The sequence below is a fragment of the Muricauda brasiliensis genome (genome assembly GCF_003057865.1).
Lineage (GTDB): Bacteria > Bacteroidota > Bacteroidia > Flavobacteriales > Flavobacteriaceae > Flagellimonas > Flagellimonas chongwuensis.
Map to the genome: position 1 here is coordinate 45,249 of NZ_QBTW01000014.1, position 20,933 is coordinate 66,181.

A 20,933-nucleotide genomic window follows, 5' to 3' on the forward strand; every position below is an offset into this window, starting at 1 on the left:
GAAGAAAAAGCCAGGATATATCCTGGCTTTTTTATTAGAAATCATCTCTCTTTCATATGATTATCGACAAATTCGATTAAATCCTCTCCATGTAAGTTTTTTGCTAGTACCCTACCCTCCTGATTCAGTAAGAAATTGGCCGGAATAGTTTTTAAGCGAAGAGCATCCATAAACGGATTTTGGTCACCTTCCAAATGCGAGTAATGTGTCCACCGGTAAGCACCGTCTTTTTGTATGGCATTGTTCCAAGCAGTTTCATTACTTTCTAGGCCATACGCCAAAATCTGAAAACCTTTCTGGTTATATTTTTCCCAAAGCGGCACCAAAATATTCCTGTTTTCCAACCTGCAGGGTGCGCACCAAGATGCCCAAACATCTAGCAACACCAACCTTTGATTCTCAATCAAGGACTGTAACCGCACCTCTTGCCCATCTTTCATAGGAAAGAGTAAATCAGGAACTTGATCTCCTACCAAAATGGGTAAATTTTCCTTGTCGGCCATCGAACCCAACTCTTTAGTCCAAGGATGCTCCGGATACAGTGTCCTCCATTTTTCGGATTGATTGTACAGCAATTCAGCAATTCGCTCGTAGTTTCCTTCCGGGCTGGCCCAGCGAAGAGCGACCATTGCAGGGAAGAATTCATCAGTGTCATCTGCAAAGTCCATCAATTGCTTTTGGTATTCAACAAGCCTCTTTTCACGTTCCAGCAAACCTTCATCCGAAGCTTCTTTTATTGATTGATTTTTCAACTGTTTTTGATAGGCTTCCAAACGCAAATCCCTCAATTCAATCATTTTACCATTGATAAGCGAAGGCTCCTCCAACGAAAAAGAGGCCTGAAACTGGGATATCTTGGAGTTTAACTTGATGCTTTTGCCTGATTCATATACCAACGGAAAGTAATTATCCGTTTCAGGGTTTTCATTCAACAACTTATTCGGATACTTTTCTCCTTTCCGCTGAACCGCTATCTCCAGCAATACAGGAGCTTTCATTTCAGGTGGATTTATAAATTCAAAGCTTCCACTCTCATCAATTTGGGCCGAATCTAACACCTTACCTACAAAACTTTGGGCCACCCCATCAAATTTTTCGGGAACAACCACATATACCATAGGTTTCCAATCTTCGCCACCCTCCAAATCCATGGTCCCGGACAACCATGCTTCCTTGGAACAGGATTGCATCAAAAACAGGAAAAGCAAAGAGAATTTGAGTAAATTTTTCATGTCAGTAAAATTAACCAATTCCCCATTTGATATGATGGCTTTGGTCAACCTTAAAGATTAGGCTACATATCAATATGCATTTAATTGTTGCCATTCAGTTAGTTACCATAGAATAGCCCGACCAAACCAATATCTATTCAATCAATTAAAAAATGAAAACAAAATCAATTATAAATGCACTACTCAAAATTATCCCGGCCATAATTTTATTGCAGACCTTGTTCTTTAAGTTTACGGCAGCCCCCGAATCTGTCTACATATTTGAACAGCTACATATGGAGCCTTGGGGAAGAATAGGCCTGGGAATAGTTGAATTGATCGTAGCAGTTCTCATCTTGATCCCCAAGACAACTTGGCTTGGAGCTTTGTTGGGTATTGGTATTATGCTCGGGGCCCTATTTTCACATCTGACCCTATTGGGTGTGGTGGTCCAAGATGATGGCGGCATTCTTTTTATTTTAGCACTGGTTACCTTCATTTTTTGTCTGATTTTGACTTGGCAACGGCGTTTCGAGATACCATTTATCAAAAATTTGTTCTGAATTAAGTCCGCCCCTGTTCGATACAGCCTTATTTTTACTTTAAATTTTGAAAATGGACGAAAAGAAAGCATCCAACGAATTAACTTGGAGTGATTTTACTAAGGTAGAAATGCGCATTGGAACCATATTGGAAGCGCAAGTGTTTGAAGAAGCTAGAAATCCTGCGTATAAAATGATCATAGACTTTGGACCTATCGGAAAAAGAAAGACCTCTGCCCAAATCACAGATCTATATACTCCCAACGAACTTGTAGGGAAACAGGTGGTTGCTGTGGTCAACTTTCCACCAAAACAAATTGCCAATATGATGAGCGAATGTTTGGTTCTTGGTGGTATCGGAAAAAACAAAGAAATAACCCTCCTACAACCGGAACGAAATATTGAAAACGGCACCCGAATCGGATAAGATTTTATTCTGCTAATTCTTCCTTCTTCTCCGCGGTTTTGGACATGGAAAGGGAGGCGTAAACTTTATCCAAAATTTCGGGTTTGTCCGTAAGCACCACCAACGTATCATCAGCTTCGATAATGGTAGAGCCATTTGGTGTAAGATAGTTACCATTGCGTTGAATCATGGCGATAATGGCTTTCTTAGGAAAGTTCAAGTTTACGATTTTTTCCCCTGTGGCAGGACAAGCCCCACTGATGGTTATCTCTTTCATAATTGCTTTTGGATGTTCCGACAAGAGTTCATCCGTAGGAGAAAGTGGTTTGGCACTCTCGGGCAATCCCACATGCAACCATTTGGCCACAATGGACAAGGTACTCCCCTGAATCAATACAGAGGTTATCGAAACAAAGAAAACAATATTGAATATGATACTTGCCTTGTCGATGCCCGCCAACAACGGATACGTAGCAAACACAATGGGCACAGCCCCTCTTAATCCCACCCAAGAAATGTAAAACCTTCGTCTTAACTTCATTCGAAATGGCAGCAAAGAAAGCATTACCGCCAAGGGGCGTGCAACAAAAATCAAGAAAAGCGAAATTAACAGCCCTATTCCAATAAACGGAACAATCTGGGTTGGAAATACCAATAGCCCCAATGTAAGGAACAATACGATTTGCATGAGCCATGCCAGCCCATCGAACATTCGCATAATGGTTTTTTTATGAATCAGGTTTTGGTTGCCCAAATAGACGGAACATATGTAGATGGCCAAAAATCCATTTCCTCCAATAAAATCCGTTGCCGAAAAGGTAATGAACATCAACGCTATGGTCAATACTGGATAAAGCCCTTCAAAATCCAACTGTATTCTGTTGATGATTATCTTGCTCAATTTGCCAAACAGGAAACCGGCCGCGCCGCCCAATGCCATTTGTAGAAAAAACATGGGCAATACCGACAAAATATTCCTTTCCGGAAACTGCACTAGGGTCAAAAATGCAATGGTAAGCACGTAGGCCATGGGGTCGTTACTACCACTTTCCAGCTCCAACGTAGGCCTAAGGTTCTTTTTTAATGCCAGATTCTTGCCCCGGAGTATAGAGAAAACTGCAGCGGCATCGGTAGAGGAGACAATGGCGCCCAACAATAAACTTTCGTAAATACTGAAGTCAGTAATCAAATACACAAAATATCCCAAACCTACGGCAGTTAGTAAAACCCCAATAGTTGAAAGTACTATGCCTTCTTTAAGTACAGGCTTTACGGATTGCCAGTTGGTATCGAGACCACCTGAGAAAAGAATAAAGTTCAATGAGACCACCCCAACGAACTGGGCAATCTTTGGATTATCAAAATAAATACCTCCAATACCATCTGAGCCGGCCAACATACCAATGGTCAAAAACAGCAATAATGTAGGAATACCAAAACGGTAACTTGTTTTGCCCGCCAAAATACTGATCAGAAGAAGTACCGAACCTATTAAGATGATATTTTCAATAGTGATATTCATTTTAGGCAGGCTTTCTAGTTTGAGGTAATTATTATAAAATATTTGAAGAATAGCTCCTTATAATATAGATACATCTTTCAAAAAGCGAAGTTAACTCAATTTGTCCGATATGTGAAGGGGTAAAATACTACCATTATCCTCAAAATGAGTATAAAAAATATTGATTTTGAACAAATTGACCCTAATTTATCCCAACTTGAATTAGTCTGTTGAAACACAAAAAAGAACGTTTAACTGCATTTTTACGATCAACCCGGTGTTAAACACCTAAAAAATATTCGATGAAATGCACTTTTTAGTCGTTAAAAGTAAAAACCTGTGAAAAATTGATAAGTATTCACCATCAATCTTTTTGATCTTTGCTATGTATTAACCCCCAAATCTATACATCATGACACGTTCAACTTTTTACAGCCTAATTGTTTCAGTTACAATACTAGCCGGTCAAACTACATTTGCCCAGGCAGACGAAAAAATGATTAACGACACTATGGACGGAAGCGTTTCCACCATTGATGGGTACGTTCCTTCCATGTCCATTACCAAAGATGGTAAAACCGCCTACTTTAGCAAGGGTACTTATGAGAAGCCACTTTACGGTGTGTTTTCTAAAAAAGAATTGATTTATCACGTTTATCGCGCCGAGAAAGTTAACGGCGAATGGACCAACGTTACGCAATTGGAGGTATGTCCTAAACATTATTCCGCGAAACACCCAACGGTAACCGCTGATGGATCTCGATTGTTCTTCGCTTCTAACATGAAAGGAAGTTATGGTAAATATGACATTTACGTAGCCGATATCGCCGTTGATGGAACTCCAGGTGTATCCAAAAACCTTGGCCCCAAAGTAAACACCAAAGAAGATGAGCTCTACCCTAGCATTTATAATGAGACCTTGTTGTTCTTTGCTTCTGAAGGGAGAGATGGTTACGGTGGATTGGACCTTTATGCCTCACAGGTGGTAAAGAACACGCTTACCACATCCGTAAACTTGGGTGCCCACATTAACAGCAACAGTGACGACTACGCCATTCAATTGAGCCCAGAGAAGAAAATGGGGTTTGTAGTATCCAATAGAGGATTCAACAATACTGTATCACAATATACTGTGGCATATGGACGTTCAAGTAATCGGGATCAGTACAACGATGTTGCTGATGGAGGTACAGGACTCCAAACTGTTATGAACGATGACACCAACGAATATGCAGGTGCATCTTTCCAAGACGAAGAATAGAATACATTAAAATAAAATACTTATTGAATCGGTCAATAAACCTGAAGTGTCTTGTGATGCTGTTTCATAGCCGAATTTTGAGACACTCATGACCATGATAAGAAAGACAGGGGGAAACTGACAGACTATCATAGAAAGCGGGTTGTATTATTTCAATCTGACCGATTTACACCAAGAATAGGATGCTGATGGGACGGCATCCTATTTTTTTGTTTAAAATTCTGATATACAATTAATTGAGAGCAAATCACACTACCCCTTATCCTACTATTCTGAATTAAAAGGTTTCACCAAAAGTGCATTTGAACGAAAACCACTACAAAAATTCTGCTCAATAGTTAAAAAATTCTAAATTCACTATTGAAATAATACAATCCCAAATCTATTAAGTCATGAACAAGAACTACAACACAAGAAAAAAAGGCGTCCCAAAACCTCTTTTCACCTAACTTTTTTGATGAGGTAAAACCTCAACTCAACACAAATTTTAGCAACCAATCCCATAAGGGATTGTACCCATTTTTGAAGTAAACTTAAATGGAACATTGATTGGTATAGCTTTTCCCAAAGGCAATACGGTTAGTTTCAATATTAGTTTATCCCAACTTCAACTATGCGGAGAAGGACTCCCATGTCCAAAAACTTAACCTACAGAACAAATGATGTAACAGTATTAATCCCCCAAATCTTTCTTATCATGGAAAAAAAACCATTAAAAATTGCCATCATCGACAATGATGGTACTATCGGCGGCATTTACAATCAATACTTTGAAGAAAACAATCAGTACGAACTCCATGGAACCTACAGTTCCGTACACGAGCTCTTATCCAATTTTGGACGTAGCCATCCAGATATTATAATCTGTGAAGCAATGCTAAACGGTATTTCAGGCATAGATGGCCTTGATTATTTTTACCGAAAAAACAAAGACCTTAAGGTATTGATGATGAGTAAAATGAACGATTTCAAACTCATCAAAGAGGCTTTTAAAAAAGGAGCGAGTGGCTACCTTATCAAACCGATAACCAAGGATAGATTGTTCAATGCTTTGGAGGCACTTGACCAGCATGGAATTGCTTTGGAACTGGATGTAGCGAAAAAAATCATCGACTCGTTCCAATCAAAATCTTTTGAGGCTTTTTCCAAAAAGGAGAACGAAATCATAGAGCTCCTTACCCAAGGATTCACCTATAAAATGATTGCGGACAAGCTTTTTGTTACGCCCAGCGCGGTCAATTTTCACATTCAGAACATTTATGTTAAACTGAACGTAAATTCAAAATCAGAAGCTTTACGGAAGCTCAAAGAAATGGAAATGCAACAGTTGAACGCGGCATAAGTTGAAGATTCCACTAAACAAAAAACCCTGACCAAATGGTCAGGGTTTTTTTTATCTATTTAAAGTAATATAAATTATTTCACTTCTTCGAAGTCAACATCCTCTACGTTATCACCTTCGGATGCACCGTTGGCAGCACCATCACCACTAGCTGTATCTCCCGTAGCACCCGCAGCACCACCCTGTGCTTCAGCTTGCGCTTTGTACATTTCTTCGGAAGCAACTTTCCACGCTTCGTTGATTTTCTCCAAAGCAGGTGTAATGACCGCTAGGTCTTTACCTTCGTAAGCTTTCTTCAACTCTTCCAAAGCATCTTCGATTGGCTTTTTCTTGTCATCGGACAATTTATCGCCAAACTCGCTCAATTGCTTTTCTGTTTGGAAAATCATGGCGTCCGCCTCATTCAACTTATCTGCGGTTTCCTTCGCTTTTTTATCTGCATCGGCATTGGCTTCCGCTTCCGCTTTCATCTTTTGTATTTCTTCTTCGGTAAGACCAGAAGAAGCCTCGATTCGGATGTCTTGCGACTTTCCAGTAGCTTTATCCGTTGCAGAAACCTTAATGATACCGTTTGCATCAATATCGAAGGTCACTTCAATTTGAGGTGTACCTCTTGGTGCTGGTGGAATACCATCCAAGTGGAATCTACCAATAGTCTTGTTATCCGCTGCCATCGGTCTTTCCCCTTGTAGTACGTGGATTTCAACCGAAGGTTGATTATCTGCAGCTGTAGAGAACACTTGTGATTTCTTGGTCGGGATGGTTGTGTTCGCCTCAATCAATTTGGTAAACACGCTTCCCATGGTTTCGATACCCAAAGAAAGTGGGGTTACATCCAACAAGAGTACGTCTTTTACATCCCCTGTCAATACACCACCTTGAATAGCGGCACCAATGGCAACAACCTCATCTGGGTTTACACCTTTGGATGGTTTTTTACCGAAGAACTTCTCAACGGCTTCCTGTACCGCAGGGATACGGGTAGAACCACCTACCAAGATAATCTCATCAATATCGCTTTTGGACAATCCTGCAGCCTTCAATGCTTTTTCGCACGGGTCGATTGTTCTTTTCACCAAATCGGCGATTAATTGCTCAAATTTGGAGCGCGACAATGTTCTTACCAAGTGCTTTGGTCCTGAAGCAGTAGCTGTAACATAAGGCAAGTTGATTTCTGTCTGTGCAGAAGAAGACAACTCGATTTTTGCCTTTTCTGCAGCTTCTCTCAAACGTTGCAAAGCCATTGGGTCTTCACGAAGGTCCATATCTTCATCCTTCTTGAACTCTTCCGCCAACCAATCAATGATTTTTTGGTCAACGTCGTCACCACCCAAGTGAGTGTCACCATCCGTAGCCAAAACTTCGAATACACCATCGCCCAATTCCAAAATGGAAACGTCATGTGTACCGCCACCAAAGTCGAATACTACAATCTTTTGTTCAGTGTCCTTTTTATCAAGTCCGTAAGCCAAAGATGCGGCAGTCGGTTCGTTGATAATACGTTCCACGGTAAGGCCTGCAATCTCACCAGCTTCTTTCGTAGCCTGTCTTTGTGAATCGTTAAAATATGCAGGAACTGTAATTACAGCTCTGGTTACATCTTGTCCCAAGTAATCCTCTGCGGTCTTCTTCATTTTTTGAAGAATCATGGCAGACAATTCCTGAGGGGTGTACAAACGACCATCCACATCCACACGAGGTGTATCGTTGTCACCCTTAACCACTTTATAAGGAACCCTAGTGGCCTCCTTACTGGATTCTGAGTATTTATTACCCATAAATCGCTTAATGGAATAAATTGTTTTGTGAGGGTTGGTCACGGCTTGTCTTTTTGCAGGGTCGCCGACCTTAATTTCCCCACCGTCAACAAATGCGATCATCGATGGAGTAGTTCGTTTACCTTCAGCATTTGGAATTACCACAGGCTCGTTACCTTCCATTACAGAGACGCAGGAGTTGGTTGTACCTAAGTCTATACCTATAATCTTGCTCATCGTATCTAAAAGTTATATCTGTTTAAAATTCAATTTTGTTTCGCTCATAAAATGTCAATGATTATGCCACGACAGAGAATCTGACAAGGTGTCATATTATTGCCAAAACCTCTACATACCTTGATTCCGTTGAGGATACCATAATCAATATTAAAAACCCGCCCCCTATATTTAAATATTCGCATTTTAATCCCTTTTAGCTTCCTATATTTGAAACCATAAATTGAGTTTATGGAGTGCATTAGTGTGTTTGATATGCTTAAAATCGGCGTTGGCCCTTCCAGTTCCCATACCCTTGGACCGTGGCGTGCCGCAGAACGTTGGATTACCGAGCTTGAAGAAGAGCAAGTTTTTAATCATGTACAATCCATTAAGATATACTTGTACGGCTCACTTTGCCTCACCGGAAAAGGGCATGCAACAGATATTGCCGTAGTGATGGGGTTATTGGGAACAGACCCTGTAACCATTGATATTGACAGTATTTCAGGAAGTATTGACAGAATTAAAGCCGAAAACAAACTCAACTTTGGCAATAAACGAACAATACCGTTCAGTTTTACAGATGACATCATTTTCAAGAAAGAGTTCCTTCCCTTCCATGCCAACGCCATTAAGTTTGAAGCTGAATTGACCGGAAAGGAAACAACTTCCGAAACCTACTATTCCATAGGCGGAGGTTTTGTGGTAAAGGAAGAGCGCATTCATGCAAAGGAGAACAAAGAAACCTTTAAAACATTTCCTCATCCCGTTAAGACTGGGGATGAATTGCTACAACATTGCAATGCACAAGATAAATCCATCTCCACCATTGTGATGGAAAACGAACTATCACTAAGGACCGAGGATGAAATTGATAAGGGAATCAAACAAATCTGGAACACCATGTTGGAAAGCATGTACGTGGGCTGCCATACCGAAGGTAAACTCCCCGGTGGGTTGAACGTGAAACGACGTGCTTACGAGATGCATCAAAAACTTAAGGGCAATGTATCCTACTCCAATCCGCAGGAGTGGTTGGAAAGTATTCGGGATACAGAAGTCAAATTTCGACAGATTATTAAATGGGTAAGTTGTTTTGCCCTCAGCGTAAATGAAGTGAACGCCTCTTTGGGACGAGTGGTCACTGCCCCGACCAATGGAAGTGCCGGTGTAATCCCAGCTGTATTAATGTACTACATGGTCATAGAAAACCACGATGCCAATTTTGATGATGTAAAACAATTTTTATTAGTGGCGAGCGAAGTGGGAAGCATTTTTAAAAAAGGTGCCACTATCTCTGCAGCCATGGGTGGTTGCCAAGCAGAAATAGGGGTTTCTTCCGCCATGGCGGCAGCGGGATTAACAGAGTTGATGGGCGGCACTCCCGAACAGGTATTGATTGCTGCTGAAATCGCTATGGAGCATCATTTGGGTCTTACCTGCGACCCCATCGGTGGCCTGGTACAAGTACCTTGTATAGAACGTAATGCCATGGGGGCCATTAAAGCCATCAATGCAGCGGAATTGGCACTGGATACGGACCCAAGCGAGGTGAAAGTACCTTTGGATAAAGTAGTAAATACCATGTGGGAAACAGCAAAAGATATGAGCTCCAAATACAAGGAGACTTCTGAAGGAGGACTTGCGGTAGGTGTATTCTTGAGTGATTGTTAAAATGAATATACAACCATTAACATAAAATGATATAAAATGATCAACCTTAAAAATATCACATTAGGATGCGTCCTGCTCATTTCAAATTTATCTTTTTCACAAAAAATCAAACCAGAAGAGGTTAAGGCCACAATGAGGAAAGTTGCAGATTGGCAAATTGACCATTATCGGGACGCTTATACTTACGACAAACCTCACCATCCTCTAAATTGGACAAATGGCGCTCTCTACGTTGGTATGGTAAAGTGGGCTGCAATGGCGGAAAATGACAAATACTATGTATGGCTAAAAACCATAGGTGAATTGAACGATTGGAAGCTAAACGACCGAATCTACCATGCAGATGACCATACTGTAGGACAATTTTATTTGGAACTGTATAAAAAGTATAATGATAAAAAAATGTTGGACCCCACAAAAGAGCAGTTCGATTTTATTATGTTCCATCCGGCCAAAACTTCATTGAATTGGCGAAGCCCATACCATCAATCTCGTTGGAATTGGTGTGATGCACTCTTCATGTCCCCACCTGTTTGGGCAAAATTATACAACATCACAGAAGAGAGGAAATACCTTCATTTTATGATGGATGAATTCAAGGCTACTACCGATTTTCTATTTGATGAGAAAGAGAGTTTATATTATCGTGACGAAAGTTACATGGGTAAACTTGATAATGGAGCCAAAATATTTTGGTCAAGGGGCAATGGTTGGGTTTTTGCTGGCTTGGCAAACATTATGAGCGAACTGGAACCAGAGAGTTCCGAATATCTTTATTTTAAGGGCATATTTGAAAAAATGGCCGCCAAACTGTTGAAGATACAGACGCCTGATGGCCATTGGGCAATGAGTTTACTGGCACAGAAATTTTACCCTACTCCAGAAACAAGTGGCACTTCGTTTAATGTATATGGACTTGCTTGGGGCATTAATACTGGTATTTTGGATAAAGAAACCTATGGGCCAGCTGTTGAAAAAGCATGGAATGCATTGGTTAGCTACGTCAACGAAGAGGGAATGTTGGGATATGTTCAACCTATTGGTGCCGCTCCTGGAAAAGCATGGCCAGACAAAACCGAAGTGTACGGCGCAGGAGCCTTTCTCAGTGCAGGTTCAGAGGTGTATAAATTATACGGGGGCAAATAAAATCACTCTATCATACACCCCTCCTTACCCCGTGTATCGATTAAATAAATAATCTTCCATTCGCCATCAAAATTGATAAGTTGAAAGGAGTTGATGCCGCAATGGCTAAATTCCCCGTTTAGCCAAAATTCGTAACCCACCCAAGCGTTGGCCATGGTTCTATCTACCTGAATGGAAAAAGAAGTAAGCTTTTCCTCAAACTTCACGGTTTCCGGAATGCCCACAATGGATTTTAAAAATTTCGAGAATTCTTCGGTCCTAAAAAGGGTTTTTCCCTCTGGATTTCTTCCTGTAGTCTGAAGCACAATTTCATCGGCCACCGTACTTTTAATAATCGTCGAATCTTGTTCATGGAAACCTTTAAAGAAAGTTTCTATAACTTGTTTTATATGGGCTTCAGCTTCTTCATTCGATGGATTCGGACCTTGGGCATATACGAACGCACCCAAAGCAAATAATACTACACAACTGAACAGTTTTCTCATTTGATTAGTTTTTTGATTGAAGCCTAAATTAAACAAATCTCCTTACTTTTAACCATCAAATAGAATTACGATGTCTACAGCTAAAAAAGAATACAAGAGAGTAACCGTAAAATCGTTGGTGGATATGAAAAAGACCGGTGAGAAAATCAGTATGCTCACCTCTTACGATTACTCCATGGCCAAAATCGTGGATGGTGCCAATGTGGACGCTATTTTAGTGGGCGATTCCGCCAGCAACGTCATGGCGGGACACGAAACCACGTTGCCCATAACCCTGGACCAAATGATTTATCACGCGAGCTCTGTAGTAAGAGCGGCCAAAAGGGCACTTGTTGTGGTTGATATTCCTTTTGGAAGCTATCAAGGAGACTCCAAAGAAGCTTTACGCTCCGCTATACGAATCATGAAAGAAAGCGGCGCCCATGCTGTAAAAGTTGAAGGCGGCGAAGAAATAAAAATATCCATCAGCCGTATATTGGAAGCGGGCATCCCTGTGATGGGGCACTTGGGACTAACGCCCCAATCCATTTATAAATTTGGCACCTATACCGTGCGTGCCAAGGAAGAAGAGGAAGCCGAAAAGTTGAAGTCTGATGCTAAATTGTTGGAAGAATTGGGCTGTTTTGCCATTGTACTGGAGAAAATACCTGCAAAATTGGCCAAAGAGGTTGCGGAAAGCGTCTCCATCCCAATTATCGGCATAGGTGCAGGTAACCATGTGGATGGTCAGGTTTTAGTGGTTCACGATATGTTGGGGATGACGCATGAGTTCCATCCAAGATTCTTGAGAAGGTACTTGAATCTCTATGATGAAATGAGCGAAGCAGTATCTCAATACGTGAACGATGTAAAAAGCCAGAATTTCCCCAATGATGATGAATCATACTAAATATCAGTAAACAGTTGACAATCAACAATACCCCACACTCCACCCCCTCCAACCTTCAAATAATATTTGAAGACAACCACTTGATTGTGATTAATAAGCGGGTTGGGGACATTGTACAAGGGGATAAAACAGGTGATGATCCTCTAAGCGAAGTGGTGAAGCAATATCTCAAAGAGAAATACAACAAGCCCGGTAATGTCTATTTGGGCGTAGTTCACCGATTGGATAGACCCACTTCGGGCATTGTACTATTTTCCAAAACCTCCAAAGCATTGCCACGCCTAAATAAGATGTTCGCGCAAGGAGAAACAAAGAAATTGTATTGGGCGGTAGTGAAAAATACCCCTCCACAAGAAAGTGGAACTTTGACCCATTGGCTGGTACGCAACCCCAAGCAGAACAAATCGTACGCGCACGAAAAGGAAGTTCCCAACAGCAAAAAAGCTGTTTTGGACTATAAAATCCTAAAGAAACTCGACAATTATTCCTTGCTGGAAATTGATTTGAAAACCGGCAGACATCACCAAATTAGGGCTCAATTGGCCACCATAGACTGCACCATCAAAGGAGACCTTAAATACGGAGCCGACCGAAGCAATAAGGATGGAGGCATACACTTGCACGCCAGAAGCTTGACCATAACCCATCCCGTACAAAAAGAGCCAATTACTTTTTTGGCCCCTACACCGGAGGACCCAGTATGGAATGCCTGTATCAGCGAGTAAACTCCAAGGCCTTTTCCCTGATGATTTCGGAAACAGGTTTGTTCTGCAGATGACTTTCCAACCACGAAAGAATATCCAGATACAAGAACGCCCTTTTTTCGTAGGGGTGGTTTTCGTACTTCTTCAACTCGTTGTACAACTTTTGGAATTCTCCTTTTAAATCGGTCGGGTAGATATCCCCAAGGTTTCGCAAGAATTTGATCATTTCCTTTTGCACCTCGTGCAAATCGTTCATTTTCAGCAAGAACTTGTACGTACTTTTAAGCTGAACTTCCAAATGGTAGTCCATCCCCGCTTCATAATGTGCCACTAGGCTCAATACCCTTGCAAAGCACATCAAATCTTCTCGCATTTTCAGCTTTTTGTTGGAAATGATTTTTTTGAGGTAGGCAATACAATTCTTGTTATCTCCATTTCCAAAGTACAGACAAGCAATTTTGTAATAAAGTAACATAATGTGATGTTCATCTATTTGCTGTTTGTGTTTTTTGATACCGTACTCGATAATGTTCACCAAATAAATACCCTTATCAAAGGTCCCCTCCAAAAAATGAAGGTTCAATTTGTTCGTGTTGATGTACAAAAAGGCTAGGGAACTAATATTATCATTTTTTGGAAAACTGGAATCTTGAACTTGCTCTTCCAAGCGCTCCAAAGTTTGTCTGAACTGTGATGCATATTTCACAAAGAACAAGGACTCCAATAAATAATGGTTCCCTTTTAAAAAGAACACGGGATTCAACGGAATCATATGTTCGTTTTCGTAGAAAAGGTCCACCCATTTGCTTGCGTATTTGTAGGCTGACAAAAAGTCCTGAATTAAAAGACTATACCATAGATGTGCTTTGTACAGCCATAATTTTTCTCGGAAACCCAACTTTTCAATATCATATTTGGGCAAATGCTCGTCAAAGTAACCCTTTACTTTTTGAAGGTCCTCATCGCTGCGCACATATCCCACTTTCAGCATCATTCCGTACAACTGCAAAGAAAGATTGGAAAGTTTGCTCGTCATCACATTTTGTGCGGAAAGTTCCTTGGCCTCTACGGCAAGTTCGTCAGCTCTATCAGGTATACTGCGGGTAATGTATTGGGTTTCGATTACTTTTTCGAGCTCCACAATCTCGTAGGCCACATTCTTTTCCTCATTTTCAATAGCGAAACTTTTGGCCTTCTCTAAAATCTTCAAGCTTTGCTTGTACAGCCCCTTTTGATACAGAATAGTGGCAAAATCCAGTTGTTCGCGAATCTGGATGCGAACATTTTGGTTCACGGGGTTCAAACGTAAGCTCACCAAAATTTGCTTATACAAATGCGCTTTAAGGTTTGAGAGCTGTGATTTTTTGACAATGCCGCTGTCCAAAATTTGCTTCTCATCGTACTTTCGCATCTTATCCAAGAGATTAAAAAGCGCCAAAAACTTGGCATCCGTGTTCACCCCCAATCGACCAACATACAGTTTGAATTGGCGTTTTTCGGATTTGGAAAGCGATTTTACTAGCACAAACAGAGCATCCTGATGGGCATTTGTCATCGTAAAAAATAATATTTAAAATGTTGTTTTTCAGTTAATTAAATGCAACAAAAAGCAGTTTAACGTTGTAACACAAACTGAGCCACTTTTCATCTTCAACCTTGCTTTACTAATTTCGTTAGTCATAGAAAAAATCAGGTTGATATCATGGGTAAAGATAAGGTAGAAATTTTTGACACAACACTAAGAGATGGAGAACAAGTTCCAGGGTGTAAACTGGATACTGAACAAAAATTGATCATTGCCAAACGACTGGATGAACTCGGAGTTGATGTGATCGAAGCAGGTTTCCCCATATCCAGTCCTGGTGATTTCAAATCAGTGAACGAGATTGCAAAACTGGTCAAAAATGCTACCGTATGTGGATTGACCCGCGCCGTAAAAAAAGATATTGAAGTGGCTGCTGAAGCCATCAAAGACGCTAAAAGACCAAGAATACATACCGGAATCGGAACTTCCGAATCCCACATCAAATACAAATTCAACTCTACACAAGATAAGATTATTGAGCGTGCCGTTGATGCGGTAGCCTATGCCAAGACTTTTGTGGAAGATGTGGAATTCTATGCTGAAGACGCTGGACGAACCGACAACGAATTTTTAGCTCGAATTTGTGAAGCTGTCATAAAAGCTGGGGCAACCGTACTTAACATTCCTGATACAACAGGATATTGCCTTCCAGAGGAATATGGCGCTAAAATGAAATACTTAAAAGAAAATGTGACCGGTATTGATAAAGCCATTCTTTCTTGCCACTGTCACAACGATCTTGGTTTGGCCACGGCCAACTCCATTGCAGGTGTAATCAACGGTGCCAGACAAATTGAATGTACCATCAACGGTATCGGTGAGAGAGCCGGCAATACTTCTTTGGAAGAGGTGGTAATGATTATGAGACAACATCCACATTTAAATTTGGATACCAACATCAACAGTCAATTGTTGTGGGACACCAGCACCATGGTTTCCCAAAAAATGGGAATGCCAGTACAGCCCAATAAAGCTATTGTGGGCTCCAATGCCTTTGCCCATAGCTCTGGAATCCACCAAGACGGTGTAATCAAACGTAGGGAAACTTACGAAATCATCGACCCTAAGGATGTCGGTGTGAGCGAATCCTCTATTGTTTTGACTGCTAGAAGTGGGCGTGCTGCCTTGGCCTACAGAGCTAAAAAGGTAGGTTATGAACTTACTAAGCTTCAATTGGACACTGTGTATGAAAACTTCTTGAAATACGCGGACGTGAAGAAGGAGATTTTGGATGAAGATATCCACGAGATTGTTGAAACCAGCAATGTTGGAATGAAAAGTTTGGCGTAACACACGTATCGTATGACATTGAAAATTGCATTGCTCCCTGGAGATGGTGTGGGCCCCGAAGTGCTGGCCCAGGCTGTCAAATGCCTAGAAGCTGTTGAAGAAACCTTTAATCAACGATTTATATTTAAAGAAGCCCTTGTTGGTGCCATCGCTATCGACAAAAAAGGAACTCCCCTACCCGATACCACCCTAAAGCTTTGCAAAGAGTCGGATGCCGTGCTTTTTGGCGCCATTGGCGACCCTAAATACGATAACGACCCAGATGCCAAAGTGCGACCCGAACAGGGCTTGCTCCAATTACGAAAAGAACTAGGCCTTTTCGCTAATATCAGACCCGTCCTGTCACACCCGACTTTGTTGGACAAATCACCCCTAAAAAAGAAAGTGATCAACGGCACCGATTTTGTAATCTACCGTGAACTTACGGGAGGGATTTATTTTGGAGAAAAAAAACTGAACGAAGAAGGCACCAAAGCCTCCGACCTTTGCGAGTATACAGAAAAGGAAATAAGCCGTATTGCCCATTTGGCCTTTAAAGCTGCAAAAGGTAGAAAAAAGAAGCTCACCTTAGTGGACAAAGCCAATGTATTGGAATCTTCCAGGTTGTGGCGCAAAGTTGTGACACGAATTGGGGAAAGTTACCCCGAAGTAGCATTGGATTTTTTGTTTGTTGACAATGCGGCCATGCAGATTATCCTGAATCCTAAACAGTTTGATGTTATTTTGACAGAGAATATGTTCGGAGACATTATTTCAGATGAAGGCAGTGTTATCGGTGGTTCCATAGGTTTGTTGGCTTCAGCATCTATAGGCGAAGAAAATGCTTTGTTCGAGCCTATACACGGCTCATACCCACAAGCCAAGGGCAAGGACATTGCCAACCCCATTGCCTCTATTCTATCAGCCGCAATGCTTTTGGAGCATTTTGGACTGGCCGAAGAGGCCTGGGCCATCAAAAAAGCAGTGGACAAATCATTAAAAAAAGGAATTGTAACTCCGGATTTAAAGGAAAACAGCCAATACGGCACCAATCAAGTTGGTGATTTTATTGCACACAATATTGTAGATATTGAAGATGATACCCTTATGAACGATGAAAATATCGATTTGGGCAAATCGACCATTATATAGTTTCGCTATTTTCTTCAGTCTCCTTTGAGGATGTCAGCTCTTGAATGGTTTTATTGAACTCCTCTTTGAATTCGATAAACTTTTCACCAGTCGCCGGTCCATTAAAACCTGTGTGAATCTTCTTGACGTTTCCGAATTTATCAATATAAATGGTAGTAGGATATGACAGAATATGGTTCAACATCGGCAACTTCTCGTTGGCCTTTTGTTTGTTCGATGTCCCATACTGCGCCAATAGAATAGGATAAGGCACCTCTTCTCGCTCTTTTAATCGGTTTATTCCCTCGAAAGCCTTTTCCTCGGTTTTGGAATATTCAAATGCCAGTCCCACAAATTGCACATCCAAATCCGGATGTTTCTTAATAAAATCCACATAAAAGCGGGTCTCATCCAAACAATTAGTGCACCACGTGCCCATAATCTGTACAAGAACCGGCTTTCCTTGGAACATAGGGTCATCTAAACCTATCATTTGTCCGTCACTATTCGGGAAAGTGAAGTCAAATTTATCATAACCTTCACGTAAATAGGTGAGTTCATTTGAATCAGGAAGTTCAAAGGCTTCATTTCTAGCCCCTAGAAACTCCTGAATGGAATGTTGTCCGGAGTAAAACTTTCCGTCCAAAGTACTATCGGTTACTTGGGCCAAAAAAAGAAATACGTGGGAACCATCAAAAGCGGACAGTTTCATACTATCCCCTGTCACCACTCCTTCCAAATAGCGATAATCTCCTGTGTTTGTTCTAAAAGTTCCCTTTACCTCATTGCCGTTCTGCATAAAAATACCCTTGGCAGGGTATTCATCCTCCGTGTTTACTTTAAAATAGGTTTCCCAAATACCTGAAATGTTCACATCAGCTGGTTTCTCCACATCAAAACGGTCTTGCGGACCATGTACAGCCTTAAAGGGAACACTACGTTCCTTACTTTCCTCAACAAATTCCCCTGTGATTTCGGTAGCAGTGTACCTTCCTACTATATGACCTTCAAAAATGGGCATACGGATATCGATGGAGTCACCATCAAAGGTAAACTCATCAATCTCTACCACCTCTTCGGCATTATATACTTTCATTACATATCCACCTTCATCGTTTTGGGAAACTGTAAACTCAAATGGCAGCTTTTGCGACTCCGAAACTTCCATAGTTCCCAGCCAATGACCAATTTTAAGATTTCCTTTCCCTTCTTTTTTGCAAGAGGCCATAAGAATCAAAAGCCCCAACATTGCCAACCTGATTCTTCTCATAAAATGAAAGATTTTACCTAAATGTAGGGAATACATTTTAAAACAGAGCATTTCTATAGGTTTATGGTTATTATTATCGTTGAATCTGTTCCCCTATTGTTATATATTTGTGCCCTCTAAAAATGGGCTATGAAGATTTCTTATAACTGGTTAAAACAATTTTTACAAATTGATTGGGACGCTCAAAAAACAGGCGAACTGTTAACTGATCTCGGACTTGAGGTTGAGGGCATATCTCAATTTGAATCAGTTAAGGGTGGATTGAAAGGCATTGTAGTAGGACATGTTCTTACTTGTGAAAAGCACCCAAATGCAGATAAGCTAAAACTAACTACAGTAGATATAGGCCAAGAGGCACCGTTGCAGATTGTTTGTGGCGCCCCCAACGTAGCCGCCGGACAAAAAGTACCTGTTGCCACTGTTGGAACTACGCTCTACACCCCAGAAGGTGAAGCTTGGGTCATCAAGAAAGGGAAAATTCGTGGTGAGGTAAGTGAGGGTATGATCTGTGCCGAAGACGAAATAGGTGTTGGTGAAAGCCATGATGGAATTATGGTACTCAATGAGGAATTAATCTCTGGCACCCCTTGTTCCAAAGTTTTTGATATTGAAAATGACGAGGTTTTTGAAATAGGCCTTACCCCTAACCGGGCCGATGCCATGAGTCATTTTGGAGTGGCGCGTGACCTTAAGGCTGGTTTGGAGCAAAAAGAAATCCAAAAAGAACTCGTTACCCCTTCCGTAAGTAACTTTTCTATTGACAACCGCTCTTTAAAGGTAGACGTAGAGGTTATGGAAAGCAACCTTGCTCCAAGATATTGCGGTGTAACCATAAGTAATCTAGTAGTACAGGATTCTCCAGATTGGTTAAAAAACAGGCTAAAATCCATTGGATTGGCCCCAATAAACAATGTTGTGGACGTCACCAATTATGTGCTTCACGAACTGGGCCAGCCATTGCATGCCTTTGATGCATTTAAAATAAAAGGTAACAAAGTAGAGGTAAAAACTTTGCCAAGTGGCACCAAATTCACCACTTTGGATGGTGTTGAACGCGAATTGCACGAAGACGACCTTATGATTTGTGATGCGGGAACCCCAATGTGCATTGCTGGTGTTTTTGGTGGGCTTCACTCCGGGGTTACGGAACACACTACTTCCATATTTTTGGAAAGTGCCTACTTTGACTCTGTTTCGATTAGAAAAACAGCTAAAAGACATGGCCTAAACACTGATGCTTCTTTTAGGTTTGAAAGGGGTATCGATATCAATCTGACCAAATATGCCTTGAAAAGAGCCGCCTTATTGATAAGAGAAATCGCCGGCGGATATATCACTTCGGAAATTGTTGACTTATTCCCCAAAAAGCCACAGGATAGACAAGTATTCTTGACCTTCAATAAAATTCACTCATTGATTGGCCAGGAAATTCCTCAGGACACTATCAAATCTATTCTTTCCTCTCTGGAAATCCGCATCAACAATGTAACCGAATCGGGGCTTGGATTAACCATCCCAACCTATAGGGTGGATGTAACAAGGGAGGTTGATGTTATCGAGGAAATCCTAAGGGTTTATGGCTATAACAACATTGACTTCAAGGAGAAATTGAACGCATCCATTGCCAAAACATCTCGTTTTGAAAACTACAGAATCCAAGATGTGGTAGGAAACATGCTTGCTGCAAAAGGTTTTTATGAAATAATGACCAATAGCTTGGTTTCGTCTGAACTTACCACAGATGACAACAGTGCTGTTGAGATGTTGAATCCATTAAGTTCCGACTTATCGGTGCTACGCACCTCCATGCTTCATTCCGGACTTCAAACGGTAAGTTATAACCACAATAGGCAAAAAACTGACCTTAAGTTGTTCGAGTTCGGAAAAACCTATCACAAATTGGATGGGAAGCATACGGAGAAACAACATTTGGCAATCTTTATCTCAGGCGACCGCAGCCAGAACAGTTGGTCGGTGGCCTCTAAAAAATCAGAGTTTTTCTATCTGAAAGGTATTGTTGACAATGTTTTAGAGCGTTTAGGGTTAAGAGACATCGATACAAAACCATTGACCGAATCAGGTTATGCTGAGGGGATATCTTATATGAAGAACGACAAGGTCTTGGTATCGCTTGGTTTAGTGGGCAAGGCGGACATCAAAAAGTTTGACATTAAACAGGAAGTGTTCTTTGCGGACTTGAATTGGGATGCCATTCTGGAATCCGTAAGCACGCAAAATGTTTCTTTCAAAGAAATTCCAAAGTTCCCAGAGGTGACCCGAGATTTTGCACTACTGTTGGACGAATCCATCTCTTTCCAAAAGGTATACGATATTGCTTGGAATACAGAGAAAAAGTTGCTTAGAAAAGTAAACCTGTTCGATGTGTACACTGGAAAAAACTTGCCCGAAGGCAAAAAATCCTACGCTGTGAGCTTTACATTGATGGATGAAAAGAAAACGTTGACCGACAAACAAATCGACAAGATCATGGGCAAACTTTTGGCCCAGTATCAAAAGGAATTGGGAGCTGAACTTCGTTAA

Annotated in this window: 17 protein-coding genes; 11 read left to right on the forward strand and 6 right to left on the reverse strand. The window is 41.1% G+C overall.

Features of this window, described 5'->3' with window-relative positions; genetic code table 11:
- Window positions 1-41: 41 nt before the first annotated feature.
- Window positions 42-1,232, reverse strand: coding sequence for a TlpA family protein disulfide reductase (locus DCK90_RS10600; protein WP_159075816.1), 1,191 nt, complete (start codon window positions 1,230-1,232; stop codon window positions 42-44).
- A gap of 152 nt (window positions 1,233-1,384) precedes the next feature.
- On the opposite strand from DCK90_RS10600, the gene DCK90_RS10605 reads away from it, so the two are divergent.
- Window positions 1,385-1,774, forward strand: coding sequence for a DoxX family protein (locus tag DCK90_RS10605; protein ID WP_108246189.1), 390 nt, complete (start codon window positions 1,385-1,387; stop codon window positions 1,772-1,774).
- 52 nt (window positions 1,775-1,826) lie between these two features.
- Window positions 1,827-2,180, forward strand: a complete 354-nt coding sequence (locus DCK90_RS10610; RefSeq protein ID WP_108246190.1) for a tRNA-binding protein — start codon at window positions 1,827-1,829, stop codon at window positions 2,178-2,180.
- Window positions 2,181-2,184: 4 nt separating this feature from the next.
- On the opposite strand, the gene DCK90_RS10615 is transcribed toward DCK90_RS10610, so the two are convergent.
- Window positions 2,185-3,681, reverse strand: a complete 1,497-nt coding sequence (locus DCK90_RS10615; protein WP_108246191.1) for a potassium/proton antiporter — start codon at window positions 3,679-3,681, stop codon at window positions 2,185-2,187.
- Between the two features lie 391 nt (window positions 3,682-4,072).
- Here DCK90_RS10615 and DCK90_RS10620 point away from each other — a divergent pair, with 391 nt between their 5' ends.
- Both DCK90_RS10620 and DCK90_RS10625 read left to right on the forward strand, forming a co-directional pair.
- Window positions 4,073-4,921, forward strand: coding sequence for a TolB-like translocation protein (locus DCK90_RS10620; protein WP_108246192.1), 849 nt, complete (start codon window positions 4,073-4,075; stop codon window positions 4,919-4,921).
- Between the two features lie 697 nt (window positions 4,922-5,618).
- The gene (locus DCK90_RS10625; RefSeq protein WP_108246249.1) at window positions 5,619-6,263 is read left to right on the forward strand and encodes a response regulator transcription factor; all 645 of its coding nucleotides are present in this window, start codon (window positions 5,619-5,621) and stop codon (window positions 6,261-6,263) included.
- A gap of 74 nt (window positions 6,264-6,337) precedes the next feature.
- Here the strand turns inward: DCK90_RS10625 and dnaK are convergent, their stop codons facing one another.
- Window positions 6,338-8,257, reverse strand: a complete 1,920-nt coding sequence (gene dnaK, locus DCK90_RS10630) for a molecular chaperone DnaK (RefSeq protein ID WP_108246193.1) — start codon at window positions 8,255-8,257, stop codon at window positions 6,338-6,340.
- A 231-nt stretch (window positions 8,258-8,488) separates the two neighbouring features.
- Here dnaK and DCK90_RS10635 point away from each other — a divergent pair, with 231 nt between their 5' ends.
- Window positions 8,489-9,913 carry an L-serine ammonia-lyase gene (locus DCK90_RS10635; RefSeq protein ID WP_108246194.1) on the forward strand — a complete coding sequence of 475 codons (1,425 nt, stop codon included), beginning with the start codon at window positions 8,489-8,491 and terminating at the stop codon, window positions 9,911-9,913.
- Between the two features lie 132 nt (window positions 9,914-10,045).
- Window positions 10,046-11,059, forward strand: a complete 1,014-nt coding sequence (locus DCK90_RS10640) for a glycoside hydrolase family 88/105 protein (RefSeq protein ID WP_199912684.1) — start codon at window positions 10,046-10,048, stop codon at window positions 11,057-11,059.
- 2 nt (window positions 11,060-11,061) lie between these two features.
- On the opposite strand, the gene DCK90_RS10645 is transcribed toward DCK90_RS10640, so the two are convergent.
- Window positions 11,062-11,544, reverse strand: a complete 483-nt coding sequence (locus DCK90_RS10645; protein WP_108246196.1) for a nuclear transport factor 2 family protein — start codon at window positions 11,542-11,544, stop codon at window positions 11,062-11,064.
- 70 nt (window positions 11,545-11,614) lie between these two features.
- Between DCK90_RS10645 and panB the strand changes: the two genes are divergently transcribed.
- Together panB and DCK90_RS10655 are read left to right on the forward strand one after the other, a co-directional pair.
- A complete protein-coding gene (panB, locus tag DCK90_RS10650; protein WP_108246197.1) occupies window positions 11,615-12,433 on the forward strand; it encodes a 3-methyl-2-oxobutanoate hydroxymethyltransferase in 819 nt (272 codons plus the stop codon).
- Between the two features lie 20 nt (window positions 12,434-12,453).
- Window positions 12,454-13,158, forward strand: coding sequence for an RluA family pseudouridine synthase (locus DCK90_RS10655; RefSeq protein WP_108246250.1), 705 nt, complete (start codon window positions 12,454-12,456; stop codon window positions 13,156-13,158).
- On the opposite strand, the gene DCK90_RS10660 is transcribed toward DCK90_RS10655, so the two are convergent.
- Window positions 13,148-14,692 carry a hypothetical protein gene (locus tag DCK90_RS10660; RefSeq protein ID WP_108246198.1) on the reverse strand — a complete coding sequence of 515 codons (1,545 nt, stop codon included), beginning with the start codon at window positions 14,690-14,692 and terminating at the stop codon, window positions 13,148-13,150. The genes DCK90_RS10655 and DCK90_RS10660 overlap by 11 nt on opposite strands.
- A 147-nt stretch (window positions 14,693-14,839) precedes the next feature.
- Here DCK90_RS10660 and DCK90_RS10665 point away from each other — a divergent pair, with 147 nt between their 5' ends.
- Together DCK90_RS10665 and leuB are read left to right on the forward strand one after the other, a co-directional pair.
- Window positions 14,840-16,012, forward strand: coding sequence for a 2-isopropylmalate synthase (locus DCK90_RS10665; RefSeq protein ID WP_108246199.1), 1,173 nt, complete (start codon window positions 14,840-14,842; stop codon window positions 16,010-16,012).
- A gap of 12 nt (window positions 16,013-16,024) precedes the next feature.
- Window positions 16,025-17,143, forward strand: coding sequence for a 3-isopropylmalate dehydrogenase (gene leuB / locus DCK90_RS10670; protein ID WP_108246200.1), 1,119 nt, complete (start codon window positions 16,025-16,027; stop codon window positions 17,141-17,143).
- Here the strand turns inward: leuB and DCK90_RS10675 are convergent.
- Window positions 17,136-18,392, reverse strand: coding sequence for a peroxiredoxin family protein (locus DCK90_RS10675; protein WP_108246201.1), 1,257 nt, complete (start codon window positions 18,390-18,392; stop codon window positions 17,136-17,138). The two genes, leuB and DCK90_RS10675, sit on opposite strands and share 8 nt — an antisense overlap.
- Before the next feature lie 129 nt (window positions 18,393-18,521).
- Between DCK90_RS10675 and pheT the strand changes: the two genes are divergently transcribed.
- Window positions 18,522-20,933 carry a phenylalanine--tRNA ligase subunit beta gene (gene pheT / locus DCK90_RS10680; RefSeq protein WP_108246202.1) on the forward strand — a complete coding sequence of 804 codons (2,412 nt, stop codon included), beginning with the start codon at window positions 18,522-18,524 and terminating at the stop codon, window positions 20,931-20,933.